The sequence below is a fragment of the Methylobacter marinus A45 genome (assembly GCF_000383855.1).
Classification (GTDB): Bacteria; Pseudomonadota; Gammaproteobacteria; order Methylococcales; family Methylomonadaceae; genus Methylobacter; species Methylobacter marinus.
In genome coordinates, this window is sequence record NZ_KB912877.1 from 4,634,563 (window position 1) to 4,659,847 (window position 25,285).

A 25,285-nucleotide genomic window follows, 5' to 3' on the forward strand; every position below is an offset into this window, starting at 1 on the left:
GCCCTGAAAAGTCCGCGATCAAGAAAGGCGCGAAGTCCGTAAAGCCTTACAAGGTAAGGCCTGTAGCGCGGGGCGCAGGCAATAAAAAAGGCGAACTGAGATCAGTTCGCCTTTCGGAATTGGTGGAGGCGGCGGGAATTGAACCCGCGACACATCGATAATATATTTTTATTATTCAAGAACTTATTATATTCAATTTGAAAAACATCCTTTAATGCCGTATTTCTTTTACATCTGTATCACCACGCATTACTATTCAACATTATATCGACATTATTTGGTCCTGGTGTAGGAAACGGTTCAGGCTGCATATAGGCCAAGAACCCAGGATTCCAGGTACTTGTTTCAGCGTTGATAATATCCTCATCAGTAATATCATCTAAATCCCCCGTTGTTATGCGGGAATAGGTAATACTCGACACCCCCTCATGCTGGGTTCCTGTTGCAGAATAGTTTCTTGTGGCCTTTACAGACCCATCTTGATAAATAGCTAGCTGCTTAGCTGTAGCGGTAAATTCCCGATGTGAAGTACCTTCTACCCCTGGACTGCCAGTAATAGTAGTCGTGCCTGAATAGCTGTAAATGTCGCCATAATGCACATCACCTATAGTCATATCTGACGTGATGGATTCCTCTAATAGTACTTCATACTCTTCATACTCGAATGTGGCGGGATAGTACATATTCTGTTTTTTATGGGCTGTCAATGTTCGAGTAAATGTCTGTACAATTTTTATTGACACCCCTAACGCGGCTGTAGTGTACATCCGTTGGAATTCGGCATTCGTCTCTATTTCGTCCACAGTTGTTGATTGCATCAAGGAACCTGGCACAGTCTCCCAGTCGAACCCCTCCACTAATACGGTATAGGAATAGACGGATATCGGCCCCTGGCCGGATGCATCCAATGGAATACCAAGTTCTCCGGGTACACCATTAGTGTTAAACCCAAGCAATGTTATGAATGTCCATGGGCCTTGACATTTCCTTGGGTTTTCATAAAATCCAATCACCGTTGGTGTTCCTACTCCACCATGTAAATCCACAATCACTTTATCCCCATCCTCAAAGGCCTTTCCATTACAGGGTGGATAGACGATATCCGCTCCGGTGTAGTGAACTTGCTGGGCTTCGGAAAACTGCGGGTGAATCGGCGTATCATCGACCAGTTTGGACGGGTCCTTGCTCATATCATAGCGGCCCTGAAAGGTCAGGTTACAAGTATTGGCGTCCTTATCCAAGCCGTCAATCACTGCCACCCGGTATCGGGCTTTATGGCGTTGGGCAGCCGGGGCCACGCAGAGATTAAACCAAGCCGCCCAGGCCGAGGAGGCCAGTGCATGCTGTAGCGTAGATTCCGGGGCAGATGCAGTGCCTGGAAGCCAAATGCCAGTGTCATTCTTAATTTGATCGGTGTGGATGTCCCGTTGCAACAGGTAATCGCATTCAATCGATTCCAGCTCACCGGTCAAGTTTTCATTGTTCGCCACGCACCATGCATAAGTCTCAAAATCGTCCGGGCACAACGAAGTCAGCTTTTTCTTTTCCTGTTCCATTTCCTTTTTTTGCAGCTTGACCAAGCGTTCTTCCCGGTCAATGGTATCCAGTTTGCCCCGTTCGGCATACGCCGCTGCCGTCAGCTTATTCAAGGTGCTGGGGTTCTGGACATATTCTTGTACCGGAGTAGTAGCCACATACTGATTGAGGGCCTGTAAGGCTTGATTAACCAGGACTTGTTGTTCCGTTTTTCGTTCGGAGATTTCCGTCAGCCGCGCTTCCAACTTAGGGATTTTTTCCTCGAATAGACTGAGCCTTGCTGCCACACGAGAATTGTCGAAATGCACCTTAATCTTATAGTAGCCCGCCCCCAGGCTTTGCAGAATTGTAACTTTACCCATTAGACTTCCGAGATTTCCATAATCGTAGTTTTCACGTCGACAATGTGGATGATGGTATCCACCACCAATTCATCCCCGTTAATCAGGGCGGTATCTCCGGGTCGCAAGCGGGGGTCCAGCTCACACCGGTAGCGGCGCTTGCCCCCAGAAAAGCTATAATAGATGGGGGTGGTTAAGGCAATGATCTCGGTGATATTAGGGGCAAAGGGACCCCGAGCGGTCAGCACCCCGGTACTACCCGCACGGCCACCTGTGTGGGTAGTGATCTCGTCAAACGCGGCCTCCACCATTAAAAAGGGCAGGGTCGTCCCGTCAAACATCACGTATTCTCGCCAGACCTGCAACATCCCGGAAGACCGGGCTTCGATAGCATCAATATAAGCGTCCACGCCTTTGATCACCGTGGTCAAGACGGTGTCCCCGGTCAATCGCAATCGGGTCTGGAAGGAACTGATCGGCAGTTCTAAATCCGTCGGCAAGCCGTCGGCCTCGCCGGTCAAATAACAGCGATAGCGGGTCGCCACCCACATCCGGGGGAGGGCTTCCAGGTTACGACCGCTACTTGATGCGGCATTGATCGCTGTGCCATTGATCACCCCCCCGTTAATTACCATTTACTGACCCTCAACCAGCAAGCCTTTGATATAGAACCGCCCCTTTAGGGCTGTTGCGGTTGCAGATACCTTTAAGCTAGCGGTAATCGCTGTAGTGATCCCATCATCTGACAACGGAGTGTATTTATTCCTACCCCCTTCAACACTCTTTGTCGTAGCCACTTGAGCCAATAACGCTTCCGTACTACCTGTCACACCAAAACTTATCTCCGGTTGACCTGTCACCGTATCAGATTCAGTAAGAATTAATCCAACTTCAGAGACAAAAAATAAGGCCCCTTCGGGGATAGGTATCACTATTATATCATCTGCGGCTGTTTGAGTAAGCGACACTTCCTTAGCGAGGAGGTAGTTTTCCTGGCTGGAACCGTAGATCACGGCATCATATTCAACGTACCCGTCGCTTTTCGGAGCAATTGACAGACCCCCTAGCACATGGGAGTTTTCAACCCTAGCCATCGAATAAGGACCAATTGCTATGGTGTGGATATTAGCGGCTTCCGCCCCCTCCCCAATGGCCAAACTGCTATACTCTCCGTAGGCCCTGGCATAGTCCCCTAGGGCTAGGGCACCTGTATTCCATTCCACATCAGAAGCTGCATATGCGGATTTACCGATGGCAACCCCCCCATTGGCATATGCGGTGTTGCCAATGCCGATGCCCATAACGGCAATAGCTGCTTGGCCGATACCAATGCCGTTATAGACGCCATGGGCTTCATACCCGAGGGCAACACCTCCCTGCTCCGTGGTTGCATAGCCCCCCATAGCCACACCGCCTATCGTCTCCGATAAGGCATAATCTCCTATCGGGGCGATGCACTGCCAAGAAAGGTTATTGAAGGGGAAGCCCGTCGTATCTGTGGTATAGCTATTTAAATCAGTATCCCATGTCGGTTCTACCCCTCCGCTTAAATAGACTTGTTCGACTGACGACCAATTATCAACTCGAAACACATGTGTCCCTGCCGTATTCTTGATCACATCCCCGGAATGGAACTCCGTATCCGGGGTCCATTCTGGCATGGCAATCCGTACCGCTGAGTTACGACCCAGACATACACTATCTTTCACATTGGCTAATGACTCCCTGCCTACGGAGACAGATTGGGCAATAGCACCACTGGTGTTGCCGATAGCCACTCCTGATACCGCATGTGCATGTCTGCCAATGGCTACAGCTTGGTTGCCCAAGGCCGTACTCATAAACCCCAGTGCTGAGGCAGCACTTCCACCTCCTGAGTCTGCACCGTAACATTGCCACACCACTGAACCATCTTCCGTAAGCTCCCCGAGGTCAGTGCCGAAAGTCGGCAGGGATACGCCTGTGGTGCCTGATTCGAGAAGCTGCCTAAACAGGTAATCCGTGCCACCGACATCAACGCGAATCCAATCGCCTTGTGCCTTATCGATAAGGCTCGACCACCCGGATTCCACCGTGGATATCGCCTTATACCCGACGAGCACATCATCTTCTTGCATGCCATAGGCGTAATTCCCCATCACGGTAGCCCTTTCACCATCCGCTGTAGCCCCTTCACCGATTGCCACCGCATTCGTACCTTCTGCGACGTTCTGGACTAGGTGCTCCAAGGTGCCTTTCGTGATCCGGCCTTCAATTGTCGTACCGGACCCCCAGGCTTGCGCCGTGGTGCCTTCCTGGCCCCGGACCACCGTTAAAGTGTCCGTTGTGCGCCCGGTGATCTTTACAATTTCCACCACCCCATCATCCGTCAGGGTAGCCAGTTCATACGTGGTGGCCGACGGGGAGCCAAACAAGGCCCCTTCCCCCGCTTGTAACACCAGCGTGACGGCCAGATCGTCAACGGAAGCGGATAAGGTGCCACTGGCATTATTGTTAAATAGTTGTTTCATTCGTTGACCTGCGCCTTAACTAAAAATTTAAGTTTAAAACCCCTGGATTCGTCCACGTACTCCACCACACCCAAAAAGAGACCCACGGCACAGGATAGGGTCAAGTAACTATGTCGGGTGATCAGGGTCGCCAATTGTGCACGTAAGTTCAAATCCACCTGCCGGACCTCGAGTATGAAGGTGGCATCACTGGCGGAATAGCCGTTATCCACGATCAAGGCTTCCCCATTCAGCGCAGCCGTCCGGGATACCCGACGGGATAAGTGGCTTAAGTCGCTAGTGCTCATATCCACATCCAATAAAAAATCGCCTTCATAATCAAATAATTTGGAGCACAAACTGACAATCATAACCCCACCAACATAGCTAAGCCCTCTTGCGTCATCCGCACTTGGGTATATTTCAATATCTTTTCAAACACCAGTTCCAATTCGGGGGCCAGGGTTCCGCCGTCGATACTGATCAACGGTTCTCCGGAATTCAGCCGACTGGTCAGGGCATAGGTCTGGGCCATCACGGCTTCGGTCATCTGGCGTTTTAAATCCAGTTCGGCATCCAACCGTTGCTCCATGCGTAACGCCGCCGCCTCCAATTCGGAACCCCCGACAGTTCCGGCCTTATCCGAGAATAACGACCACAGTTCCGTGACGCTTCCGGCCAGCGTACCAATCACATCGGTCACGGCAGTAAACGCCGAGGCAATGCGCTGGGTTTGAGCCTCAATTTCAGCCGTCTGCAAATCCACGGCGGCCCGAACGTCGATTTCATAGCGTTCGTTCGACAATTTCTCCATTTCAATGGTGAAATTGTTGGCCTGTTCTTGGGTTTTCAGTAGCACTTCCTGAACCCGCTTCCATTCTTCAGACCCTTCTTTACCTGCTTCAGCGGCCGCTTTGGTTTCATCCGCCAATTCCTTTTGAGACTGCGCTGTCTCAAAACCCCCTTCCGTAACGTGATACAAACCGTCCCGGAACTCAATGAACCGGGCATGACCCTCTTTAGCCGTATCCGCCAGATATTTCTCGGCTTGCGCCAGTGATTCAAAGCCCTTTTTGGCTTCTTCCGCACTGACTTCCGCCACATTTAAGACTTTGGCCATTTTGTTGACTTCATCCGCAAAGTCAAAGCTGGAACCGGCTGCCGCTTCTACTTCCGCATCAAAATTCCTGACCTTTTCCCCTGCGAGTACATAGGAATTGGAGGCCTCATCGAAGACTAATCGACCGTCATCGACTGCCTTGTTCAGGTCTTTCATGGTGACGACGGTGACACCCGTACGCTTACTGATCTCTTCCAGCTTGTCTTTTATTACGGGCAGCTTCTCAGCAAGGCCCTCTGTTGAGTCCTTGACGATATCTTGGGTGTTTTTATAGTCTTTCCAGGCGTTGATATTGGCGTCAATTCCCGCATACGTCCCATACGCGGCAACCGTTACGGCACCAAACGCTGCCGCCCCCGCCGCCAAACCGCCGCCGCTAAGCGCGGCTAGCATGGATGCAAACTTGGCCCCTATATCCACGGTAGCAATCGTTGTCAGTGCGTCTCCAATGGTTTTAAGTGCTTCTGACCCATCAAACACGGCGCCCTTTAGCTGTTCAAATACCTGGGCGGCCCCCAGCATAGTACCTATCGCTTTCTGTGTACGGGCATCCAACTGATTAAATGCATCCCCACCCTCTATAAATCCCCGCACTACTGGCCCCCAGGCATCAACAATACCTGATACGACATTGGTCAGTGAGGTAAATGAATCCACCAGGAACTGGATCGCATCCTGCAACCCTTCCACCGTATTCAGATCAAGACCGTCAAAAAAACTGCCGAACTCAAAGCCCAAATCCTTCAGCGCCGCAATCAATCCCGAAAAATCAACCCCTTTGAAGGCCTCGGGCAGATTCTTGGCCATGTTGTCCAACGTTTTGGCAAATTCATCGACATAAGGCCGCATGGCTAGCAAAAACGGCTCCAGCCCGCCGCTCTCCACGATAGCGCGCAACGCTTGCAGCACGCTTGAGGAACCACTAATAACGCCGGAAAACATGCTATTTAGCTCTTTGCCGATGGCAATGGCAAGATTCTCGAAGGAGGATTTAGCGATATCAGCTTGCTTGGCTGTTGATGCAAGACGTAAATCAACCTCTTTAGCCGCCGATCCTGTAAGGGCCATGGCCGATGCGGTAATTTCGTTAACTTTATTCAAATTATCGAAAACCGTCACCAGCTTGGGCGCCTGCTCGATGCCGAACAGTTGCCCGGCAAATACCAGCTTCTGGTTTTCATCCACTTTTTGAAAGGCGGTCGCGACATCATAGAAAATATCACGCCCCGAGCGCATGTTGCCGTTCAGGTCCAATTGCGATACACCCAGCGCCGCCAGCGCGTCCTTTACCGGTTTTGCGTCATCCACCAGCTTCAACAGTCCTGTTTTCAGGGCTTCTGCTGCCACGCCACCGTCTCTAAATACCTCGATCATGGGCGTCAATAGCCCGGTGCCTTCCTCGAACGAGAATCCCATGGTCTTCAATACGGGCGATATGCGGCTCATGCCCTCAGCCAACTGGGCAACATCGGCCGCGTAATCGTTCGACACATTATTCAATGCCTCAATATAACGCGAGGCGGACGAGGCTTCGCTGCCAAATCCCTTGATTGCCGAAATAAGGATTTCCGATGCGTTCGCCGCCTCAACATCACCGGCTATCATCAGATCCAGCGCGTTTTTTTGCAGGAGAGCAGCCTCTTCAGCGGTAAACCCGGCCTGTTTGAAATTGGCGATACCCTGTAAAATTTCGGCCGATGAAACACCATATTGCTCGGATAATTCCATTACTGAATCAGTATATTCCTCAATCCTTGGATCGATGTCGGTTAGCACCTTGGCTAAATCGATCTGCGCCTGCTCGAACTCCGAGGCCTTGACCATGGCATAACCGCCATAAACACCGGCCAAAGACACGATGGCCGCTTCGGCCTTGACCGCATAATCGGCAATTTCAGACAGTGGCTCGGTAATATTACTTGCGGCGCCAGTCAGTCTGTTCAGATTGTCGGCGGCGGACGATATCCCGCTGCCGGTCTGGTCGACGGCGCCGAAAATAATTTCAATCGTTCGGGATATATCAGCCATTACTTGGTTTTAGTCCGCTTGTTTTTTTCACGATAATACAATTCCCACAGGGCCATTTCCGTGCCGGTAATCTCACCGCCTGGGAACAGGCTGGGCTTGTGTTGGTACAGAAATCCGCCGCGCAGGTCCAGCAGTGCCATCAGCCCCCTGACACTTTCATCTTGCCAGAGGGCTTTGATTTTTTTATGTCCATGCCCTGCCCGGTCAAATACAGAATCTTATTCGTCAGCGTATAAAAATCGATCGGACGGGTTTCCGCCAGCTTTACCGCGACATCGAGCGTGATAACCGGATCAACGCTGCACTGCACCAGCATCTCCAATCGCTTGATGATGTCGCTGTGCGTCTCCTTGCTGATGCCGATGGCCTTTTGCAGCTCGGCGACCTGATCGGTATCAGCGGCGATGGCTTTGATGATGGTATCGATGTTCTTGTGCTTACTTCCTGCATCGATACTGGCGGCCATTTCATTGGCCGTCTGGCCTCGCACCCGCCAGACCGCTGTCTCGCCGTCTTCGAACCAATGGGCGAGCCCGGGAACAGGAACCGACTCCGTTCTGGGCTCGAATGCCGTGGCCATGAATTTCTGGCTATTGAACGCCATCAGATGCTAACCTCGATAGACTCGGATTCAGCCGAAATGGTGCATGCCGCCTGGATGTTGTCACCGGCCGGAAATGTCCGGCTGATGCCCAGTTTGCCCTGCGTCAGCATGTAGGACGATTTGTACCGATCCGGAAAGAATTTAAACCAGAGAATGGCGTTTTTCAGCCCGACCAGCGCATCGCCGATGCCATCATTCAGAAAGGCCGTAAATGACGCCTGACCGAGTGAACTGGATGTTGAACCGAGCGTACTGCCATAAACTTGCGTCGAGGACACCGAGTGCGAGGTTTCCGCCGGCACGAAATCGGACGACAACTGCACATCAGCGAAGATCGGATCGGCATAGGACGCGTAAACCGCTTTTGGCACACCGCCGGTATGGATCAGCGGCAGAGCCGATGCAAACGTGACCTCTGCATTGGCATAATCAATCTCGAAAATAGGATAGTCGTATCGCTCCTGATGCACACCGACAACCTGAACGATTTCCGCATCATCCACAGCGGCCGCATCGACACTCGTGGTACGCACCTGGCCTATTTCGATAGAGCCGACCGGGATCAATGGAGGACCGCCTGCCGCGCCGCGCGTTTCGCTGAACTCCGTGCCATCATTGCCGGAAACGGCTTCGATGGTGCCGTCGCTTTTGACGGTAATAGAAGTGATATTATGCGTGTCGGTCATCAGTCCACGCGTGATCGACACATCGGTATCCGCCGCGACCGCGACCTTGACGCCAGCTAAATAGCAGGTTAGCGCGGCGACATCGACCATATCATTGGTATTGGATACCGCCGGCGTGATGGCGCCGCCTGTGATCAGTCCATTCGGGCGCACGTCGGGCGCATAGCCGGATTTTTTGGAAAACAGCGTTGCGGATGATGTGAACACAGTCGCATCGCCTGAATCGGCCAAGGCGGACATCGTGTAAACATTTTGCCCGGCCTCGTATTGTAGTTTCGCATTTTCGGCATTTGCCATTGTAATCTCCGTTAAAAAAGACCGCCGAGGCGGCAAAATATTAAAGGGCAACCGTGCCTGTCCCGGATGCTAGACAACATAGGGATCACCCACAACGGTCGTGTAATTAATCAAGAAAATGACGGTCAGCGTCGTGTAATCGCTTCCGTCCGCCGGGTACTGCGGCGATTTGGTGGCCGCTGTGACCTTGTCCACCAGACCGCCAAAGGTACGGTCCTTGCCGATCCCGATCATCGTGGTGATGATCTCGCCCATCAGCTCATTGGCCGACGCGCTCGGATTATCGCTGCCGTGTTTCCAGATGCATTCCAGCGCCAGCGGGAACTGCAACTGCTCCTTGCCATAGCGTGATTCCAGCAGTTGATCCTCGCCGTCCCAGATCGAAATAAACCGGTCGTTGCTTTCGCCCAGGTTGCGCTTGGCCCGCTCGATGTCCAGATTCGACAGCGGCGCCGCGCGGTCGGTGAATGCCGCTATTATCCGTTCGCGTATCGTCTCAGCCATTGTTTAGCCCCAATAAGTAGTCAACCTGGTGCGCCAGCTCGCGCTGAAGGCGAGCCGCCGATGTGGTTTCGACCTCATACGCCAATCCGGGCGTTTGATCATAGATCGAGCTGAGAAACGGTCCTTTTAATTCATCGATAGGCAACCGATCTCCGCCCCGCCGCTGAAACAGGCCGATATAACCGTTCGGCATGACCGCGAAAAACGCATGGCGGAAGCGCGTCGGCGGCTGATCCCGCCAGACCTTGACCGATACGCCATTGCCACGGCCGCCGGCCTGGAAATTGGCGGCGCTCGGGTTGGTGCTGAACGCGGCCAGCGGCATGCGGCCGCTCTGCATCCGCATCGTTGCCCCCAGCGCATAGTTTTTGGCACGCGCCTTGGTGATTTTGCTTTTGATCATGGCCGACTTCAGCGTGACTTTTTCGCCAATCCTCTTAGCAGTCAACGTTACAGCGCCGTCCAGTGTACGGTTAAGCGATACGCGTATGGCCTTTTCGGCGCCGTGTTTGACGTTCTCCAGCAAACGATAAATTTCATCAACCTGCTGTTGATCAATCTGTACGTTAATGCTCGCCATTAGCTCACCACACAGCTGGCAAACTGGCCGTCATTGGCGATGATGTCATCAACCGTGTATTTCACGCCGTTGTGCGTGAACTTCATGCCTTTTTTCAGGCCCGGCGCATCGGCCACGGCCACATCAATTCTTTTGCGGCCCTCCTGCACATGCGCCTCGCCGGAAAATACAGGTTCCAAGTAATCATCTACAAATGCCTTGATCTCGATATCGCCGGCTTTGGCGTGATAAGTCACATCGTCGCCGAGCGTCTCGGTAAACAGCGAGTCAGGCATCAGGGAATAAAAATCAGTCATAATAAAAATCAGTCATTTGGAATGCCACACTGTGACGGTCATATCGCCGTCGATCTGATATTTCTCATCACCGACTGCGACCAGGCAATAGAGTCGGTATTTGACATCCGCCACGCCCCCGCGCACCAATTGCACGACGGTTGCGCCATTGGTCGTTGGCGAGCCAATCAGCATGGACGGCGAATCGGCATCGGCGCCTTCGATAACCGCGATGCCGACTTCAACAACACTGTCGAACGCCGGGATGATTTCGGAAAAATCGAAAACAACAGGGATGATTTCCGCCGGAACTTTGCTGTTTATCTTCATGCGACCGCCTGTAATGTGTAATTGCGCGCAGGCGCATTGATGGCATAGTTGCGCTCGGGCGGCCGTAACGTATATTTTTCAATGAGCCGGTCTGAGAATAAGTCGTCCATTGTCAAGTCGCCGGATGCCAACGCCTGAGCCACGGCAGAAGCGCCAAGATCGACTTGCGCCGTCAGATCGGCCTCGGCCGAAACCAACGCGGCAGCCTGGCCGGACAGTGCTGTCGATACATGCGCGGCCAGATTGCCGGATGCATCAGCTACGGCGGTGGCAGCGCCGGACATATTGATTTGAGCAGTTAATGCACCATTGGCCAATGCTACAGCGGCAGCAGAGCCTTCAAGGCTAATGTCCATGGATAGTGCGCCGGCGGCGCTTGATTGCATGACGGCCGCCGCAGAGAGCGAGATAACAGTTTTCAGGGAGCCGGCGGCAGCGGCTGTCGCTGTAGCGGCACCATCCAGGGCGACCGCAGCAGCCGGCACTTGAATGTAGCTACCACCAGGGATAAACCCACTCCCAGACACATAGCCAAGACCAGGAACAAATAACATCAGATTACCGTAACCTGTGGGTCGATGTAGACCGTTGTCGATGGTTTAGCCAACGCCACGCGCACTCTTGCAAAGCCCTGCTGCTCAACCGTTACCGATTTACTGAGCGTATGCGTTATCTCGTCCATGATGCCTGTCCACGCCTCTGCTGTATCCGCCAGATCGCTGCCTGAAGCCAGCATGTCAAGCGCATTAGTGCCGGACGCGACGGGCGCAGATATTGCCCTGGTGATCAGCGTGTTTTCTGTCTCACTCATATACTCAACTTCAACCCAAGCTTCATTATCTTTCAATGCCGAAACACCCGTGTGCGCGAAATCTACTGAAAGAGCTTTACTGCCTGTTGAGTCGATGGCAACATTGAACCATGGGGAATACAGCGGATAGTGCCTACTTGCATACGCACTAGACACCATCATCAGCGACAACGGGTCATCAGTGCCATCAGTGTCAGAAAACGTAGCGCCACCCGATGCAGGATAAACGCCGGTGTTATAACTGATGAGTCCTGCGCCGCCTTGGTAATTGTATTGATAGGCGTTATCGTCTGTATCGGTGCCGCAGGCGTGTAGCTCGTATTCAAGATACCCAGGTCCGGGGTGAGTGCCAGTTCCTAACGTGCCAGGAACCAAGCAATGCACAAACAGCATTCGGCTTGCATGACTCTTCACTGCGCTGGCGTCATATAGCGCGCTCCCGTAACTGAAATCACATCCAGCAAGGCGCATCTCCCCCATTATACCTGTCATAATTTTTGCGTTGAATATAGCATTAGGAGCATGCCCTGTTTCACCGATACTACAATTCGTCATTGTTGTTTTTGCGCCGCATGGAACAATTCCCTGGCCTCCATTACCGAAGCTGATCGAGCAGTTGTTAAGATCGATCTCAATGGCGCTGCTGGAATTTGCACTTCGGCCCAAGATGAAATAGGACGCACCTGCCGAATGGAGTAACGTGAATGCGCAGTTTGAAAACGACAGGATGGAGTTGTTGTCCCCTAGTTGGAGATTGATGTTGGTCCCGCCTGAAGGATTTACGCCGATAACGAAAGCAACGCCAAAGCAATACAGATTGCCGTCTATTTTGACATTAGCCCCGAGTATGTGGGATGTGCTGATGATGGCACCTGCTTCGAGCAAACCAGATGTGCGGTTCACTGATAACAGTTTGACGTAAGCACCGAATGACAGAGTTAATGCTGCGTTATTCAGCTCATTGTGATCTGACGCAACATAAAATATATCGCCGTCGGCCTCGGTCACAGCCGTTAAGCAAGCCGTAATCGTAGTGAATGCGTCAGCCCATGAACTACCATCTCCCACCCCTGCCGCATCCGAGTAAATGTAATACTCAGCCATTCAATACCTCCGTGGCACGATCCTGTGTCAGAAGTTCAGCCTGAACGAAATAGTTAATGCCCGCGATCACATCAGGATTTGTTAAATAAACCGCCGGTGCCTCGCTCAGCAAGGATAAAAAATCCTCTATAACCACATCATTTTTAGCAGCTGTCCGAATGGCTAGCCTTTCGGCCTGAGTGAATAAATTAAGGAACTCATACTTGCTGAACGGTAAGATGAAGTTCTCAGCCTCAAGCGCCGCCGCCTCTCGTCTGTCAATCTCGGTACCCATAACCTGAGCGCGCAATTCGGCGGCAAGATTTATGTCTGCGCCGGCCTGAGCGATATAAATATGGTCATGTTTGAATCCTGTATGATCCGTGTGTTGCTCGTGCACGAGCAGCGTTCCATTCGCTTGCGGCTGTGATGTTAAAATGACTGTCGAGAGTATTGGCATCGTTACGCCCAGTTATTTCTATTATCGAAGTTAAAATAATCTTCCAGTTTGAAACGCATTTTTTGCTGTGGTAGCAATTTATCTTTATCGCAATAGGCCGACGCTCTATTGCCTAAATTTAAAATATCCCTATCTAATTCATCATCTCTGCTTTCATCAGCCGGTTCGGCCACTAATTGTCGATCTGCACGGTCAGCGCGCCGGCTGCAAAATCTGGCGTCGATCCGCTGGTGATGTTGCGAGGCACTGTCAATGCCGCATAAACCAACAGGTTGCCATTTGCACTGGCATCCCAGATGCCAAAATGCGTGACGGTGCCCCAATCGGCTGTCACTTCCGGAAACGTGATGGCGTTAGTATTGGCCGTGGTGCCGTTTCCTCCGACAGCCGCATCCCAGTTCGAATCATCCGGGGCCACAGAAACGCGCGCATAACCGCCGCCCGACACTTCCGCTACCGTGCCGGTCTCGCCGTCGGATACGGCTGTCATAAGGCCAACGTAGAGCGCCGCCGGCTTGGTGAATGAACCGGTTCTGAAAATATGCTTCAGGATCTCTTCTTCTAAATAATTAGTGAATGCTGACATTGACGCCTCTTAATTGTTTTTCTCACTACAGTTAAAAAATTATATTTTGATGCCGATCACGGTCTTCTAGCTTCGATAAAGCGCTGAAAGGCCCGGTCGGCGGCCGTCTCCAATATAAAAATAGCCCGGCTGCCCATGTGGCTGGCAATGCCGATCAAGGCTGCCGACAGCACGCCAGGCATCGCCGACCATTCGCATAAATAAAACGTCACGACGCCGACAAACGCGCTGATCACCCATTCGCCGGCCAATTCAGTAATGGAGAACCGGGCAATCAGTCCGGAACGGATTTTGCGCAGGTAGCCCGCCGAGCCGCCGAATACTGACAGGCAGAACACCCAGGCATAGGTTAATAGTGAGTAAGAAAGTGGGTCTTTTTCAGGCATTATTGTCATCTCCCTTTTTTTTCACTATTTGAATTCAGCGTTAACGCCCAGATATGGGCGCTGTTGGCGTAGATCCCCGCTGCATCGCCTTTGGCGCCCTCTTCTCTAACAATTCGACCAACCGCTTCTGCAAGTTCGGCTTCGGCGGCGGCTGCAGCAGAAATGCCGGCACTGTCACCGGCGGACACGTCACCATTACGACTTTTCCAGGCTGCTGGGACTGGCACGCTAAGAGCATCCAACTGGCGCCTGTAATCATTAACGGTCGCAATAAAAGCTTCATGTGATTTATCCAGTTCTCGGTTAGTGGCGAGGGCTTTTAGCTGCGCCTTGTTGGCTAATTCTTGCGCAGCATGGAACTGCGCGGCGGCTTCGGCATTGGCTTGTTCGACCGCTAATTCAATACGCGCCACTTTGGCGGCGTTCAGTTCATGCGCCAAATAAAACCCGCCGCCGAACGACAGCGCGGCGGTTAGCAAATAAGGCAGAATCAATGCCGGCATCAGGTTAAACCTTGGTCAGCTTGATAATCGCGCGCGGCTTGGTGCAGATATTGAACGGGTTGGACTGCGCCTCCATGTCAATGCCTTTGTTGAACCGTCTTGGCTCCTGTTTGGCGTAATACGGCAAGCCGATGGTATTGACGGTTTCCATATAATCGGCCGGGGCGTAGCGGGTGATAAACAGGCCGTCAACGATAGGGATCAAATACGCTTCATCCGGATCGATGAACGCGACGCCGCCGACCTTGCCGTAATATTCACGCCACTCGACGTCGGCGACACGGAAACCGGCCGCGCGATGATCGCCGAGCAGGACGTTGGCCGCTTCGCTCCAGCCGGCATAGGCGGCCTCTATGGCAGGATGGCCGACAAAGGCGTCGAAGAAATTGCGCCCGCATACCGCCCGCCAGCCGGTAATGACGCCGGAATCGCCGATCACGTCTTCGGCTTTGCGCTTGGCCGTGACGATCTTGTCGCGCACTTTGGTCGTCTCAGTCGTCAACGCCATCCCCACGGATTGCTGCGTGACGCCGAACGAGGTGAATGCGTCCAGCAGGACCGTGGCGCCGTCCGAATCCAGCACCTGCCCCTTGAGCGCCCCGATCCGGTGAAAAGCCAACGTCGCATCCAGGCGTTTGCGCATTTTCATAAGACGCTTGTTGACCATGCCTTCCACGGTCTGAAGTTCCGTTTCGGAACCGAACACCCGCACGTTTTGCACTTCATCGGCATTGATGCCGTCGACGACCGGCAAATGCACGGTGCTGAATGGAATCGCCTGGCGTTTCGATTTGCCGGATGCGCTGCCTGGAGCGCCGCGTTCGCCTGTGGGAACCAGAGTCAAGGTATCGCCGTCGCGCTCGATGAAAACGGCGGTGCTGGTGATGCCCTCTTCCTGGAACAAATCGTCGATAATGCCGGGAACGGCCTGCCCTTCGGCAGCGTCATTGATGGCGGCGGTCAGGTTGACGACGCCGAAAGCGTCATCGTTAAAAATATCTAAGGATGGCATGCGTTTTTCTCCAAACGGTTAAAATCTTGTGTTAGCGGACCAGCAGATGCTGTTCAGCCATGCGCGCGATGGCCGCCGCCTTGGCGTCGGCGCTGATGCCGGTTTTCCAAGTCAGCGACACGTCGGCAACGGTCGCCAATCGGGTGATGCCCACGCCTTTGGCATCGGCCAGTGACGCATCGACGACGGCGTACAGAATCCCGGCGGCATGCTGGCTGCCATCAGTCGCAGCCGGATCATGCAGGGTGTATTTTTTGGAGCCGGGCGCTACGGTGATCGTGATGGTATCGCCGACAATAAAATCCGCCGCGCCGTCAGCCAGCGTGAAGGACAAGCCGCCACCGCTGAAGGCCGCGCCGACCGTACCGACCCCGACGACATCGCCCTGCGGATCGGTGACCTGGAAATTGCCGGCATTGGTGGCCGCAGCGGTAATTGTCAAAAGGTAATCGCCCTCCTGCACGCCTGCGCTAACGGTAATCTCGCCCATGGCGCCGTCCCCGGTATTGCCGGCATCGGCCGCGGCAGTGGCGCCGTCAGTTTCAATGCGCCCCAGGACGGTACCGGCCATCAGGTTCTGTCCTGAAATGACGGTGATTTTTTCGCGGAACGCCGCATCGACTTCGGTGAGAATAAATTCGCCGGCGTGGGCTTTTTCAGTGAGTGTGGCCATGATGTTTTCCTATCGTTTGAAATGTTGTTGGCGTTTGCGGTAAATGCTGCCGGCGGACGGCTGTGCGGTTTGTTGCGCGGTTTCCACCAGTTTGGCCGGCAAGGCGTTGCTGATCTCGATCTCGCCCGCCGTGAGCATGGCGAACAGATCGGCGCGCACCTGCTCGACATCGGTGCCGGCGGTAATGTAATTCGCGGCCGCTTCCGGCACTTTTGCGGCGGCGCAGATCGCGCGGATCTCGGCGGCTATTTTGGCTTTTGAGTCGACCTCGATGCCGTCCGGATCGCGGCGTTTTTTCTGATCCTCAAGTTTTTCCTTGTACGTTTTGCTGCTCGCTGCCGGCTGCGAAGATTCGCCGCCTTGAGATTCCTCTTCTCCATCATCCAGGGCATGATCTTCTGGCTGTTCCGGCTCAGACAGGCCGGACTGTTCTTGCTGCGGAGTCATGCCGCCCTGATCCTCCATCGTCACCGTGACGACATGATCATGGCCCTGAGGGATCAGCGATTGCAGCAGGTCGCTGAAGGTGCCGATCTTGTGCGCGAAGCCGGCTTCAACCGCCCGTTCGCCGTGGAACGTGCCCGCTTCCGTCGCTTTTACCGCCTCTACGCTGAGCCCCAGATTACGCGCGACCGTCGACGCAAACAGGTCGTACAAACGGGAAATTTCGCCCATGAAGTTTGCCCTGGCCTCATCGCCCAAAGGTTCGTGCGGGTTGCCGTCGATTTTGCGGGCGCCTGCATGCAGGTATTCGATCTTGACGCCCAGCTTGTTGTTAAAGTCGGATTGATCGATGTGATAGCTGACCACGCCGACCGAACCGACGCCGCTGGTACGGGTAATCCAGATTTCATCGAACGCGGACGCCAGCGCGAAACCAGCCGAATAGGCCATGTCGTCGACCATCGCGATCAGGCGCTTGCCCTGGCCGCGCGCCTGGTAAATATGGTCGGTCAGATCCATGTTTTGCGCGGCCATGCCGCCCGGGGTATCGAAGCGGCCGATAATGGTTTTGATGCCGGGGTCGGCCATCATCGCATCGAAGTTGTCGCGGATTTCCTCGTAGCTCAATGGACCGGCGCTGCATGGGCCTGGTGTGTAACGCGACACCAAGGCCCCGGAAATATCGAGTATGCCGACCGTCGCTTCGGTCTTGTCCATGCCGCGCTGACCGGCATCCCCGGCCAGCTGGTTGACATCGGCATGCAGATAGCCCTGCACGATCATTTCGCCCAGGGCCGGATGCACGAACAGCGGCTGGTTGACCGCCTTGGCGTAGATTTCAGTCACCACGGCGTTAGCGCTGTTGCGGCTGAATAAACGGGTCAATAATTTAATCGGGTTGCTCATAACGTCACTGATGGGTTGAGTCGGTTAAACCGAGTTTCTTTTCGCGTTGCTTGTCTTCCGCGCGCTGTTCGTCGACATCTTCGACATCCCAGCCGCGCTCGGCCACCAGCGCCTGCCGCGATTCCAGCCCTTCCTCTTTCAGAATCTTGGCGGCGTTGGCATCCTGCAACGGGTTGATGTACGGCCAGGCCGGCGCCCGATGGTCGGTGCGGATATAATCGAAACGCCGGGTCTCGTAACCGGGCGCTTCGACGGCGCCGACCAATACCGCCGCATCGATGAAGGCTTCCCACATCACCCGGCATACCTGATGAATCGTGAACAGATCCTGGGTCTGCTCGATTTCGCGCCGGTATTGGTTCACAATCGCACGCCAGACGCGGTCGTTGATGCGGCTGTAATCGCCGGTCGTCAGTTCGTACGGCACATCCTGACCGGCCGCGATCGCCAGTTTCTGCTGCCACTGGAAATCCGCGTAGCCGGCGCCGCCGTCGTCGCCGTCGAACAGCGTGACATCTTCGCCAGGCAGCAGGCTGGGGAACGAACCCGGCTCCAGATCCAGCATCGGCACGCCGTCATCGTCCAGCCCGATCGGCACGCCCGAGATCGGGTCGAAGCGGTAGTCGTCGGCGCCGTAATCGGGCCGGCGGATCACGCCGGTGTAGTGCGCACGGGTTTCCTTGCGCCCCAGCTCGGCATCGTCGTATTTGTCGTACAGATAGGAACGGACGATGGCCTGCACGGCGTCCGGATTGCCGCGCAACTGCCCCGGACGCAGCGGAATAAAGTGATGAATGATTTGCTCGGCCGGCACCCGGGTCAGCTCGTTATAAGTCCAACCGCCCTTCTCCGCCGGATGCTTTTTGTACATCCAATACGCGACGCGCTTGCCGATGGCATTGAATTCGATGCCGGAAACGATATCATTGCCGTTGGGCGCCTTTTCGTTCATGTTGACCGGGCAGAAATCGGCCTCCAGCACCTGAAACTGAACCGGTACCGGCAAACCGTCTTCAGGCCGGCGCTGACGGATGCGGATGAAGACCTCGCCGGCTTCCTTGCGCCCCCGCACGGCGCTCCACTGGATGCCGTAAGCGTTCAAAATGCCGTCGGCATCGGCGAACGGCAGCCAATCGTTCCACAAGGTGCGGATGGCTTTGCGGAACGCCTTGTTGCTGGCCTTGGAACGCGGAATGATGCCGGTGCCGGTCTCGTTGGCGACATCGGCCTTCAGCCCCCGGGACATCCACGGGTTGTTACGCACGCTGGCCCGCATCCGGCGGCGCAGGATAGTCAGCTCCGCCGTCGCCGCCTGGTTCGGGCTCAGATCCGGTGCATCGAACGAGCCCAGGCGCCGCCCCTGGGCGCTGGCTTCGTAGGCCCGGCTTTCGGCCGCCAACGGCTTGCCGTCGAGTCCGACGATCAGCGAGACCGGCTTTTTATAGCGCAACATCCGCATCAATAACCCCGGGAGGTTCTGGCCCGGTAGCCGCGCGGCCGGGTCACGCCGGCGGCCTGCGCAGCCTGGTCGTTGAGGTCTTTTTCGATAGCTTCGCGAGCTTTCAGCATCTCGCTGATCGAGTTGTATTCGATCAACCGGTCCTTGAATTGCACGCGGCGCACGCCTTGGGCAATCGCGCGCTTGATTCGGTCAAGGTCGTCTTGAGTCCAGGCCATTAGAGTTCCTCCCTGGAACAGCGGCTTGAAGAGCCGGCACCCAAGCGATTTCGATTCAGCGCGGCCATTATTCTCAACGACTCTTTCCTGTTTTCGCGCGTCATGCCGGCGCCGATCAGCACGGCGTTCCGGGCTTGCAGATCGTTTAACAATTCCATTTCTTCCTGGGACAATGCCGCTTTGTCGAAGGCCTTGTACGCTCCCGTCATCGCCCAGTTGACGAGTTTGGCTTCATTCGCATAATGATGGCTTTCGGTCTCTTTTCCGGCCAATGCGCGAGCGTCCTTAAGGATGGACGACATCACTTTATATTCGACGGACGACTGCAGGCGCTCTTTAATCCAGGCTTCCATTTCCGAAAACTGCTTCACCAACCGTTTTTTGAACGCCACGGTTCGCTGGTTATTTCGCATCAAAGTGATCAAAAATAGGGCTTGATCGCGATTGAGCATGTATTCCTTGTGTTTTTGAACGCCGCCCTTTGTTTGGAAGGGTACGATTTGAAATCGCACCCTTCCAAACTCCTCTAAATCAGCCTTGTACCGCTTAATAAGCTGCAAAGAAGAATCCTGAGTCACCTCCATACCTTCGGCAATGCTGATATGCGAAGTCACCGCTTCTTTATTCGAGTTAATAATTACCAGATCTGTCATCTTCAACAATGTTCGTAGGGAACCATTCCCCTTGCGGGAGTTTTTTTCAGGCATTAAAAAACCCGCGCCGGGCAAGCTCCGGGCGGGTGCGTCGTCAATTTCTTACGGGCATAAAAAAACCCGCGTCAGGCAAGCCTGAGCGGGTCTGCTAAAATCTTATGGGCATAAAAAAACCGCCGAGATCGCTCCGGGCGGTTTTTTACCAGTTTGGGAAAATATAGTGGATTTTTGGGCAGGTTGTCAAATGGATTATTGATGGTGAAATTTATTGGATTTTAATTCCCTCACTGCACAGCTAGTGCTATTTCTAATTAGCAGCCAAGCTGAATTCCTGGTAAATTTCGATTATCCCCCATTGATCCTAATTGCCAACTAATTGTAATTTAGGCCGATTCTTGGGAATATCCACAAGAACAGAAAAAAAGTCAGATTTTACTTTAAAAAACTCAGCAAATTCATTAGCTTTAATTTGATAATACTGATCTAAACAAGCAAATGCATTATTCAACAATTCATATTTTTCTTTTTCTATAAAATGATCTTCTGATTCAACAATACCTTCACCGCGCTTTTTTAATCCTATAATTGCACTTCTGTATTGATCAGAATCGATCAGATTTAGATCTTTAGCTCTATATAAAATAGCTGCTTTGCTTACTTTCCATTTCAATTTAATATCAGAAAGACCTTGCCAACTAATCCTACTACCTCGATTCCCAAACATCATGAAGTCTTTAGAAAATGTAGTTCTAGGCATAAGAAAGGCCGATGCAAATCTATTTGCTTGCAATTCGGTCAATCTATCACCCGTAACTTGTCCTTCATGCATAATCAGATGCCCTGTTTCATGAGCAAGATCAAACCTTAATCGGTAAGGACTTTGTTTAGAATCATTGCGGATAATAATGGGTCTTTTTGCTGTAATGGATAAAGCATCGACAGAAGTAGAAACGCCATCAAAATACGTTACAACAGCACCCGCATTTTCAACTACGCGAACCATATTTGAAATGGGGCCCATACCTAAATCCCAATGACTACGAGTTTTTTCAGCTGCTTTTTCAATCTCCTCATTGGTTTCCACATCAATGCTGGGGAAATCAACTTCAGGTAAATTTAATTTTTCATCAATAAATTTAACAATTCTTTCAAAAAACTCACCACGTGCTTTCACTGTTTGTTTATAAACTACTTTGGTTGTGACATTTTTTCTAAAGTGAAATTGCTCCTCTGCAAAATACGTTTGTCCCGAAGTGCAAAAGAAACTTGGCAAAACTTTTAAAGTATCGGCCAATAGCTTAATAGTCTGTTCGGTTGGTTCAGTTCTTCCAGTCTCTAACTGATGTATATATTGACGTGATTTTTCTATCGAATTGGCAAGCTCATTCAAAGACAGCCCATGATATTGTCTTGCCAATCGTAACTCATTACCGTTGAACATCGTCTAGTTTGGGGTTAGATTTTTCATCTTTGAATTTGGGTGTTACAGATGCCGGTGGCAATTCTTTTTCGTGTGGCGTTGAATCATCTATGCTGTGTAGAACCGGAACAGAGCCTTCATAGGTCCATCGACATATAATCTCATTAAACTCATTAATCCCAATAAAGTAGACAGTATCGACATCTTCATCATTCATTGCTTTTTCAACGATAAAGCGCCACAACACAACTTCATTACTACTTGGCTCAAAAATTCCGAGTTGTGTAGATTCAGCTACTGTGGGTATCAAAACCCTTGGCTTCCTAGGATGGCGTGAATTATCCGTAAAAAAACGAACAATTACAGAACCAATTTTAAATATCACATCCGTCCCGGCATGAGAGACAGTTAACCATGGATATTGTTTCTTCAAGCAAGCTTGAATGATTGCCTGCCTCTGACGCCCGAAAGCTAGAGTGCCTTTGCAGTAATTATCATCTAATTCTGTATTCGCATCGTTCAAAGCACTATAACGAGCGTCTAGTAACAAGCGTGAAATAAAATTTAAACGATCGGCTTTTAAATCTGAATTAAAAAAAACTGGAGTGCTATTATCCAAAATTTTCTCCGTAAACTTGGCTGTATTAATGATTTGTCAAGTAAACTTTATTGCTAATTTTGCCATTTGTCAAGTAACTCAAATCGACCTTTAACAACTGGGCCGTTCCTCATGGTCATCAGCTTAATGTAGCGCTACAATTTGAGCTAATATATACTGATGGAAAAACCCTTAGCCCACTATCTAGAATCTGATGACCAAGGGCAATAAGGTCACTGGCTGGTTTTTGGTTGAGTGTCGCATTTATTGCCGCAATCTGGAACATTGAGTTCAGGTATAACCATAAAATCAATTGATTACTAATAGACAACTGGAGTTATACGACATATGCATCAGATTATTGGATATTTAATGTCGTATACATCACGTTATGTGTGAGGAGGAATGATGGAGCACCAAATCTCAATGGACATGTTCTGGATTGTCATCTTTGTTGGAGCCATAGGCATCCTAATCACAGGTGCCATAGTCTTCTTCGCATGGAAGGCCTTCTCTGACAAAGAGCGGGGATTCGTCCACTACGAGATCTACTTGGACTTCTTGACGCAGCGTAATATCCGCCCAAACATTCCTAAGTATCTAAATGAGGCTTACTCGGATTACCTGCAGAAGCGGAACGAGTTTTGGTCTACTTATGGGCAAGTGGTAATTGCCGCGTTCATCATCATTATCTTGGCCATACTGATGCTCACAAAGACCATCTCAGCTGAGGCGGGGTTGCCCATCCTGTCGGCGGTTTCTGGTTTCGCGATCGCCAAGGGAGTTTCATCGTCGCGTAACGCTCCTACTTCCCCAGGTGACGGCGACAACGGATAACCTCACACACAACAATTCGCGCCGCAGCGGACGGCCCTGACGGGCCGCCGTTGAGCTCAAGCGTTGGACCTAACAAAGAGAAATGGAGGAAGTCTGATGGAAGAAAAGCTGCTCAATTGGGAAAAGCGCCCATTCGTTACGGATGCTGATATGACTCCCTATTTGGCTTGTGACCGCAAAACAGGCACTCTTTACGGCAAGAAGGTTCTTGCTGTGCAGATCGCGAATATTGATTACAAAATTCGATTCAATAAGTCGGCTAGTTCGCGCAAGATGCAGCCACCGCCTAGCTGTGGGCGAATATTCCTTGGGTATCTCGTCATCCGTAAGCTTGGAACGCCATTGGAGTATGAGACTTGGATGCCGGAAGACGTTTTTGAAGATCTTTATCGTCCGATGAACATCTCAGCCCAACAGGTCAGTCAATCAGACTGCCGGAAACCGCCGCCGCTTGAGCTGTCCGCCCAGCGCGGCATCCGATTACCTCAATCGTTAGGGCTCGTCATGACGAAGCATGCGCGTGAAGTTCTTGAGGATTGCAAAGTAGCGGCCGCCGAGATCAAGGATGGCGTGACCGGCAGAGAGTGGCGTATCAAGTGGGTCGCGGCAGTCGCACTATTACGTGCGGTCGGACATACGTTGCGCAAAGTGGACGCCTCAAGCGACCAGACTATGGAACAGCTGGTTAGCGAAGCATGGGATAAACTCGTTTCAACAAAGCCAGAGCCTAAGATCTTCTGGCAGTTCATCGAAGATGAGCGAAACAACATACTGAAGGAATACCGGTTGGGTGCCGGGCAGGGTGTTACGATTAGGCCCGGAACGTTGCATGTCAATCTCAAGAATGGTGAGCAGTGGTCAGAACCCGGCGAGCCGACGTTGTTCCACTATAAGATGACAAGCGGCCCATATAAGGGCAGAGATCAACGCGATGTTTTGAACGAGGCCATTGATTGGTGGGACGCATATCTCTCGAACTTGGAGCGTCGTTATGCCGAAACGCAGCCCTAACTTCAGGTTGGAGCGGGGACGCCGGAAAGGCATGCGGCGCTTCGCGGTCGGGATCAGTGGCGCCGCCGCTTAACCAAGCGTTGGGCATAATAATAACGAGATCTATACGAGCGACGGAATTAAGAGAATTAATTCTATAAAAAACATGGCAGTATTTCAGGATTTCCATCAAAGGCACATCAAAGGGGGACTCGATTGATTGCGAGTTAAAAATCAATCGAGTCCCCCCTTTGATCCGAAATCGAGCTAAATAAATACTAATATAGAGAATAATAACTATGGGTTATAGAGACGACTTTTACCAAGCAAGGAATATTATTGGTTACACTGGCGATCACATGTATCGGGATAGGGTGACAGTTTATTTTCAATCAGGCGGAGAGTTCGGGCGAATAACTCAATATTATCCAGACGATGAATCTAATGTAGGAAGAAATGAGGTAAGATCTTTTCACGATTATAAAATTTATAATAGTCAAACCGATGGTTGTGCTGTTGAATTTTATAATGGCAAAGTGCAACATGAAAGTCGCAGCCCCTTTGTAGCCGTTAATGGTAATGAGATTTTGAGATTTGAACTTGCTAAATCCATCTTGGCCCATAAAGATATTAAGCCTAAGTATAAATAACAATACCTATTCACTGCTTGTTTTGTGCTTGAATAGCACAAAACAAGCATCACTACGAAAACCGGTTAACGCCGGCGCTTATCAACGCCCATACCAGTTTCTGCCTGTAATTCGCTCGAGTTCGTGCACGGCCCTCATGCCGGACTGCATCATCATTTCCATGCACGGAATGCTGGTTGTCACATGCCATAGATCGGCGCTATGGATGACAACCAAGTCGCTGTTGGGCAGGCCGATGGAATTGATGAAATCGATCAGGTCTTCGCCTTCAAGTCCTCTGCCCCGCTCTTGGACGGCTTTAACGATCTGGCCTCTGATGTGGTCGTAATGTTCCAGGTTCAATGCGCGGGCTCGGTTTGCGATCGCTGATTTAACCTCTGCGCTCAGCGGCATTTCGCCTTCCATAGCTTGCGTGCGGGTATATTGATCCAAAATATCCAGCACCCATTTTCTGAATTTCTTGGCGACTTTGGTGCGGGCGAACATGGCTAGAAGATGACAGCCACGAAGTGAAAATATTCTGACCTGCTGCTTGCCGCCGTTAGTGTCCAGCTCGACCAGGGCGGTCATGCTGTCGGTGAATTCGTCGGCGTTTGACTTATAGATCTTATCTATCGAAATACGGCCTTTCACATAACCCAAGGCGTCCCCGATCTGGGGTCCCCTTAACCAAGGCTGTCCAGCGTGATCAATAACGTCAAATTGAATATTATGAAATGATAATGATAATGCGGTCATGATGGGCTCCAGAGATAATAAATGATGTTACTCGGCACCATGAGGCCAATCATGGTGCCGAGACTGAG

31 protein-coding genes are annotated in these 25,285 nt (G+C 51.9%); 3 read left to right on the forward strand and 28 right to left on the reverse strand.

Translation table 11 applies throughout. The features are described from left to right. Positions 1-239 precede the first annotated feature (239 nt). The 27 genes from METMA_RS0121750 to METMA_RS0121890 all read right to left on the reverse strand — a co-directional run bounded on the left by METMA_RS0121750 (position 240) and on the right by METMA_RS0121890 (position 22,023). Positions 240-1,898 (reverse strand): hypothetical protein, encoded by a 1,659-nt coding sequence (locus tag METMA_RS0121750; RefSeq protein ID WP_020161232.1) that lies wholly within the window; start codon positions 1,896-1,898, stop codon positions 240-242. Beyond that, entirely contained in the window at positions 1,898-2,512 is a 615-nt protein-coding gene (locus METMA_RS0121755) for a hypothetical protein (RefSeq protein ID WP_020161233.1), read from the reverse strand. The genes METMA_RS0121750 and METMA_RS0121755 overlap by 1 nt, the downstream gene beginning before the upstream one ends. After that, positions 2,513-4,387, reverse strand: coding sequence for a hypothetical protein (locus METMA_RS0121760; protein ID WP_020161234.1), 1,875 nt, complete (start codon positions 4,385-4,387; stop codon positions 2,513-2,515). Further along, entirely contained in the window at positions 4,384-4,737 is a 354-nt protein-coding gene (locus METMA_RS0121765; RefSeq protein ID WP_020161235.1) for a hypothetical protein, read from the reverse strand. Before METMA_RS0121765 ends, METMA_RS0121760 begins: the two co-directional genes overlap by 4 nt. Next, the gene (locus METMA_RS0121770; protein ID WP_020161236.1) at positions 4,734-7,514 is read right to left on the reverse strand and encodes a phage tail tape measure protein; all 2,781 of its coding nucleotides are present in this window, start codon (positions 7,512-7,514) and stop codon (positions 4,734-4,736) included. The genes METMA_RS0121765 and METMA_RS0121770 overlap by 4 nt, the downstream gene beginning before the upstream one ends. Further along, positions 7,514-7,654, reverse strand: a complete 141-nt coding sequence (locus METMA_RS27260) for a hypothetical protein (protein WP_020161237.1) — start codon at positions 7,652-7,654, stop codon at positions 7,514-7,516. Before METMA_RS27260 ends, METMA_RS0121770 begins: the two co-directional genes overlap by 1 nt. Continuing rightward, positions 7,654-8,118 carry a hypothetical protein gene (locus METMA_RS0121780; RefSeq protein WP_020161238.1) on the reverse strand — a complete coding sequence of 155 codons (465 nt, stop codon included), beginning with the start codon at positions 8,116-8,118 and terminating at the stop codon, positions 7,654-7,656. The genes METMA_RS27260 and METMA_RS0121780 overlap by 1 nt, the downstream gene beginning before the upstream one ends. Next, the gene (locus METMA_RS0121785; RefSeq protein ID WP_020161239.1) at positions 8,118-9,101 is read right to left on the reverse strand and encodes a hypothetical protein; all 984 of its coding nucleotides are present in this window, start codon (positions 9,099-9,101) and stop codon (positions 8,118-8,120) included. Before METMA_RS0121785 ends, METMA_RS0121780 begins: the two co-directional genes overlap by 1 nt. Positions 9,102-9,170: 69 nt before the next feature. Next, positions 9,171-9,605, reverse strand: coding sequence for a hypothetical protein (locus METMA_RS0121790; protein WP_020161240.1), 435 nt, complete (start codon positions 9,603-9,605; stop codon positions 9,171-9,173). Further along, the gene (locus METMA_RS0121795; RefSeq protein ID WP_020161241.1) at positions 9,598-10,185 is read right to left on the reverse strand and encodes a phage tail protein; all 588 of its coding nucleotides are present in this window, start codon (positions 10,183-10,185) and stop codon (positions 9,598-9,600) included. Before METMA_RS0121795 ends, METMA_RS0121790 begins: the two co-directional genes overlap by 8 nt. Further along, a complete protein-coding gene (locus METMA_RS0121800) occupies positions 10,185-10,481 on the reverse strand; it encodes a head-tail joining protein (RefSeq protein WP_020161242.1) in 297 nt (98 codons plus the stop codon). Before METMA_RS0121800 ends, METMA_RS0121795 begins: the two co-directional genes overlap by 1 nt. 12 nt (positions 10,482-10,493) lie before the next feature. Next, positions 10,494-10,790, reverse strand: a complete 297-nt coding sequence (locus tag METMA_RS0121805) for a phage fiber-tail adaptor protein (protein ID WP_020161243.1) — start codon at positions 10,788-10,790, stop codon at positions 10,494-10,496. Then, positions 10,787-11,344: a hypothetical protein gene (locus METMA_RS0121810; RefSeq protein WP_232216409.1), complete on the reverse strand. Its 558-nt coding sequence runs from the start codon at positions 11,342-11,344 to the stop codon at positions 10,787-10,789. Before METMA_RS0121810 ends, METMA_RS0121805 begins: the two co-directional genes overlap by 4 nt. Further along, positions 11,344-12,705 (reverse strand): hypothetical protein, encoded by a 1,362-nt coding sequence (locus METMA_RS0121820; RefSeq protein WP_020161246.1) that lies wholly within the window; start codon positions 12,703-12,705, stop codon positions 11,344-11,346. Before METMA_RS0121820 ends, METMA_RS0121810 begins: the two co-directional genes overlap by 1 nt. Further along, positions 12,698-13,084 (reverse strand): hypothetical protein, encoded by a 387-nt coding sequence (locus tag METMA_RS0121825; protein ID WP_232216410.1) that lies wholly within the window; start codon positions 13,082-13,084, stop codon positions 12,698-12,700. The genes METMA_RS0121820 and METMA_RS0121825 overlap by 8 nt, the downstream gene beginning before the upstream one ends. A gap of 62 nt (positions 13,085-13,146) precedes the next feature. Next, entirely contained in the window at positions 13,147-13,317 is a 171-nt protein-coding gene (locus METMA_RS27265; RefSeq protein ID WP_020161248.1) for a hypothetical protein, read from the reverse strand. Further along, complete coding sequence (locus METMA_RS25955) at positions 13,317-13,730, reverse strand: phage tail fiber protein (RefSeq protein ID WP_020161249.1); 414 nt, start codon at positions 13,728-13,730, stop codon at positions 13,317-13,319. The genes METMA_RS27265 and METMA_RS25955 overlap by 1 nt, the downstream gene beginning before the upstream one ends. 56 nt (positions 13,731-13,786) lie before the next feature. Beyond that, the gene (locus METMA_RS0121840) at positions 13,787-14,116 is read right to left on the reverse strand and encodes a phage holin family protein (protein ID WP_020161250.1); all 330 of its coding nucleotides are present in this window, start codon (positions 14,114-14,116) and stop codon (positions 13,787-13,789) included. 5 nt (positions 14,117-14,121) lie between these two features. Next, positions 14,122-14,619, reverse strand: coding sequence for a hypothetical protein (locus METMA_RS0121845; protein ID WP_020161251.1), 498 nt, complete (start codon positions 14,617-14,619; stop codon positions 14,122-14,124). A gap of 4 nt (positions 14,620-14,623) precedes the next feature. Further along, on the reverse strand, positions 14,624-15,631 hold the full coding sequence (locus METMA_RS0121850) for a major capsid protein (RefSeq protein WP_020161252.1): 1,008 nt from the start codon (positions 15,629-15,631) through the stop codon (positions 14,624-14,626). 31 nt (positions 15,632-15,662) lie between these two features. Continuing rightward, a complete protein-coding gene (locus tag METMA_RS25960; RefSeq protein WP_020161253.1) occupies positions 15,663-16,304 on the reverse strand; it encodes a head decoration protein in 642 nt (213 codons plus the stop codon). 9 nt (positions 16,305-16,313) lie between these two features. Then, positions 16,314-17,654 carry a S49 family peptidase gene (locus METMA_RS25965; RefSeq protein WP_020161254.1) on the reverse strand — a complete coding sequence of 447 codons (1,341 nt, stop codon included), beginning with the start codon at positions 17,652-17,654 and terminating at the stop codon, positions 16,314-16,316. Between the two features lie 4 nt (positions 17,655-17,658). Further along, positions 17,659-19,113 carry a phage portal protein gene (locus METMA_RS0121870; RefSeq protein ID WP_020161255.1) on the reverse strand — a complete coding sequence of 485 codons (1,455 nt, stop codon included), beginning with the start codon at positions 19,111-19,113 and terminating at the stop codon, positions 17,659-17,661. Continuing rightward, the gene (locus METMA_RS0121875; RefSeq protein ID WP_020161256.1) at positions 19,113-19,331 is read right to left on the reverse strand and encodes a phage head-tail joining protein; all 219 of its coding nucleotides are present in this window, start codon (positions 19,329-19,331) and stop codon (positions 19,113-19,115) included. Before METMA_RS0121875 ends, METMA_RS0121870 begins: the two co-directional genes overlap by 1 nt. Further along, positions 19,331-20,038 carry a Rha family transcriptional regulator gene (locus METMA_RS25970; RefSeq protein WP_084254162.1) on the reverse strand — a complete coding sequence of 236 codons (708 nt, stop codon included), beginning with the start codon at positions 20,036-20,038 and terminating at the stop codon, positions 19,331-19,333. Before METMA_RS25970 ends, METMA_RS0121875 begins: the two co-directional genes overlap by 1 nt. A 307-nt stretch (positions 20,039-20,345) precedes the next feature. Beyond that, positions 20,346-21,401 (reverse strand): helix-turn-helix domain-containing protein, encoded by a 1,056-nt coding sequence (locus METMA_RS0121885; RefSeq protein ID WP_198014581.1) that lies wholly within the window; start codon positions 21,399-21,401, stop codon positions 20,346-20,348. Positions 21,402-21,411: 10 nt separating this feature from the next. Beyond that, on the reverse strand, positions 21,412-22,023 hold the full coding sequence (locus METMA_RS0121890) for a hypothetical protein (protein ID WP_020161259.1): 612 nt from the start codon (positions 22,021-22,023) through the stop codon (positions 21,412-21,414). A gap of 384 nt (positions 22,024-22,407) precedes the next feature. On the opposite strand from METMA_RS0121890, the gene METMA_RS0121895 reads away from it, so the two are divergent. From METMA_RS0121895 to METMA_RS27270, 3 genes are all read left to right on the forward strand, one after another. Beyond that, positions 22,408-22,839: a hypothetical protein gene (locus METMA_RS0121895; RefSeq protein WP_040590762.1), complete on the forward strand. Its 432-nt coding sequence runs from the start codon at positions 22,408-22,410 to the stop codon at positions 22,837-22,839. 96 nt (positions 22,840-22,935) lie between these two features. Beyond that, positions 22,936-23,850 (forward strand): hypothetical protein, encoded by a 915-nt coding sequence (locus METMA_RS25975; RefSeq protein ID WP_020161261.1) that lies wholly within the window; start codon positions 22,936-22,938, stop codon positions 23,848-23,850. Positions 23,851-24,128: 278 nt separating this feature from the next. Beyond that, positions 24,129-24,479 (forward strand): hypothetical protein, encoded by a 351-nt coding sequence (locus METMA_RS27270; RefSeq protein WP_156830585.1) that lies wholly within the window; start codon positions 24,129-24,131, stop codon positions 24,477-24,479. Positions 24,480-24,560: 81 nt separating this feature from the next. Here METMA_RS27270 and METMA_RS25980 read toward each other — a convergent pair whose 3' ends face one another. Then, a complete protein-coding gene (locus tag METMA_RS25980) occupies positions 24,561-25,217 on the reverse strand; it encodes a BRO-N domain-containing protein (RefSeq protein ID WP_020161263.1) in 657 nt (218 codons plus the stop codon). Between the last annotated feature and the right edge of the window lie 68 nt (positions 25,218-25,285).

Excerpts from the sequence above, each read along its gene's own strand:
- METMA_RS0121750 (WP_020161232.1), bottom strand. The coding sequence starts at position 1,898 with ATGGGTAAAGTTACAATTCTGCAAAGCCTGGGGGCGGGCTACTATAAG.
- METMA_RS0121755 (WP_020161233.1), bottom strand. The coding sequence starts at position 2,512 with ATGGTAATTAACGGGGGGGTGATCAATGGCACAGCGATCAATGCCGCA.
- METMA_RS0121760 (WP_020161234.1), bottom strand. The coding sequence starts at position 4,387 with ATGAAACAACTATTTAACAATAATGCCAGTGGCACCTTATCCGCTTCC.
- METMA_RS0121765 (WP_020161235.1), bottom strand. The coding sequence starts at position 4,737 with ATGATTGTCAGTTTGTGCTCCAAATTATTTGATTATGAAGGCGATTTT.
- METMA_RS0121770 (WP_020161236.1), bottom strand. The coding sequence starts at position 7,514 with ATGGCTGATATATCCCGAACGATTGAAATTATTTTCGGCGCCGTCGAC.
- METMA_RS27260 (WP_020161237.1), bottom strand. The coding sequence starts at position 7,654 with ATGGCACTGCTGGACCTGCGCGGCGGATTTCTGTACCAACACAAGCCC.
- METMA_RS0121780 (WP_020161238.1), bottom strand. The coding sequence starts at position 8,118 with ATGGCGTTCAATAGCCAGAAATTCATGGCCACGGCATTCGAGCCCAGA.
- METMA_RS0121785 (WP_020161239.1), bottom strand. The coding sequence starts at position 9,101 with ATGGCAAATGCCGAAAATGCGAAACTACAATACGAGGCCGGGCAAAAT.
- METMA_RS0121790 (WP_020161240.1), bottom strand. The coding sequence starts at position 9,605 with ATGGCTGAGACGATACGCGAACGGATAATAGCGGCATTCACCGACCGC.
- METMA_RS0121795 (WP_020161241.1), bottom strand. The coding sequence starts at position 10,185 with ATGGCGAGCATTAACGTACAGATTGATCAACAGCAGGTTGATGAAATT.
- METMA_RS0121800 (WP_020161242.1), bottom strand. The coding sequence starts at position 10,481 with ATGACTGATTTTTATTCCCTGATGCCTGACTCGCTGTTTACCGAGACG.
- METMA_RS0121805 (WP_020161243.1), bottom strand. The coding sequence starts at position 10,790 with ATGAAGATAAACAGCAAAGTTCCGGCGGAAATCATCCCTGTTGTTTTC.
- METMA_RS0121810 (WP_232216409.1), bottom strand. The coding sequence starts at position 11,344 with ATGTTATTTGTTCCTGGTCTTGGCTATGTGTCTGGGAGTGGGTTTATC.
- METMA_RS0121820 (WP_020161246.1), bottom strand. The coding sequence starts at position 12,705 with ATGGCTGAGTATTACATTTACTCGGATGCGGCAGGGGTGGGAGATGGT.
- METMA_RS25955 (WP_020161249.1), bottom strand. The coding sequence starts at position 13,730 with ATGTCAGCATTCACTAATTATTTAGAAGAAGAGATCCTGAAGCATATT.
- METMA_RS0121840 (WP_020161250.1), bottom strand. The coding sequence starts at position 14,116 with ATGCCTGAAAAAGACCCACTTTCTTACTCACTATTAACCTATGCCTGG.
- METMA_RS0121845 (WP_020161251.1), bottom strand. The coding sequence starts at position 14,619 with ATGCCGGCATTGATTCTGCCTTATTTGCTAACCGCCGCGCTGTCGTTC.
- METMA_RS0121850 (WP_020161252.1), bottom strand. The coding sequence starts at position 15,631 with ATGCCATCCTTAGATATTTTTAACGATGACGCTTTCGGCGTCGTCAAC.
- METMA_RS25960 (WP_020161253.1), bottom strand. The coding sequence starts at position 16,304 with ATGGCCACACTCACTGAAAAAGCCCACGCCGGCGAATTTATTCTCACC.
- METMA_RS25965 (WP_020161254.1), bottom strand. The coding sequence starts at position 17,654 with ATGAGCAACCCGATTAAATTATTGACCCGTTTATTCAGCCGCAACAGC.
- METMA_RS0121870 (WP_020161255.1), bottom strand. The coding sequence starts at position 19,113 with ATGCGGATGTTGCGCTATAAAAAGCCGGTCTCGCTGATCGTCGGACTC.
- METMA_RS0121875 (WP_020161256.1), bottom strand. The coding sequence starts at position 19,331 with ATGGCCTGGACTCAAGACGACCTTGACCGAATCAAGCGCGCGATTGCC.
- METMA_RS25970 (WP_084254162.1), bottom strand. The coding sequence starts at position 20,038 with ATGCCTGAAAAAAACTCCCGCAAGGGGAATGGTTCCCTACGAACATTG.
- METMA_RS0121895 (WP_040590762.1), top strand. The coding sequence starts at position 22,408 with ATGATGGAGCACCAAATCTCAATGGACATGTTCTGGATTGTCATCTTT.
- METMA_RS25975 (WP_020161261.1), top strand. The coding sequence starts at position 22,936 with ATGGAAGAAAAGCTGCTCAATTGGGAAAAGCGCCCATTCGTTACGGAT.
- METMA_RS27270 (WP_156830585.1), top strand. The coding sequence starts at position 24,129 with ATGGGTTATAGAGACGACTTTTACCAAGCAAGGAATATTATTGGTTAC.
- METMA_RS25980 (WP_020161263.1), bottom strand. The coding sequence starts at position 25,217 with ATGACCGCATTATCATTATCATTTCATAATATTCAATTTGACGTTATT.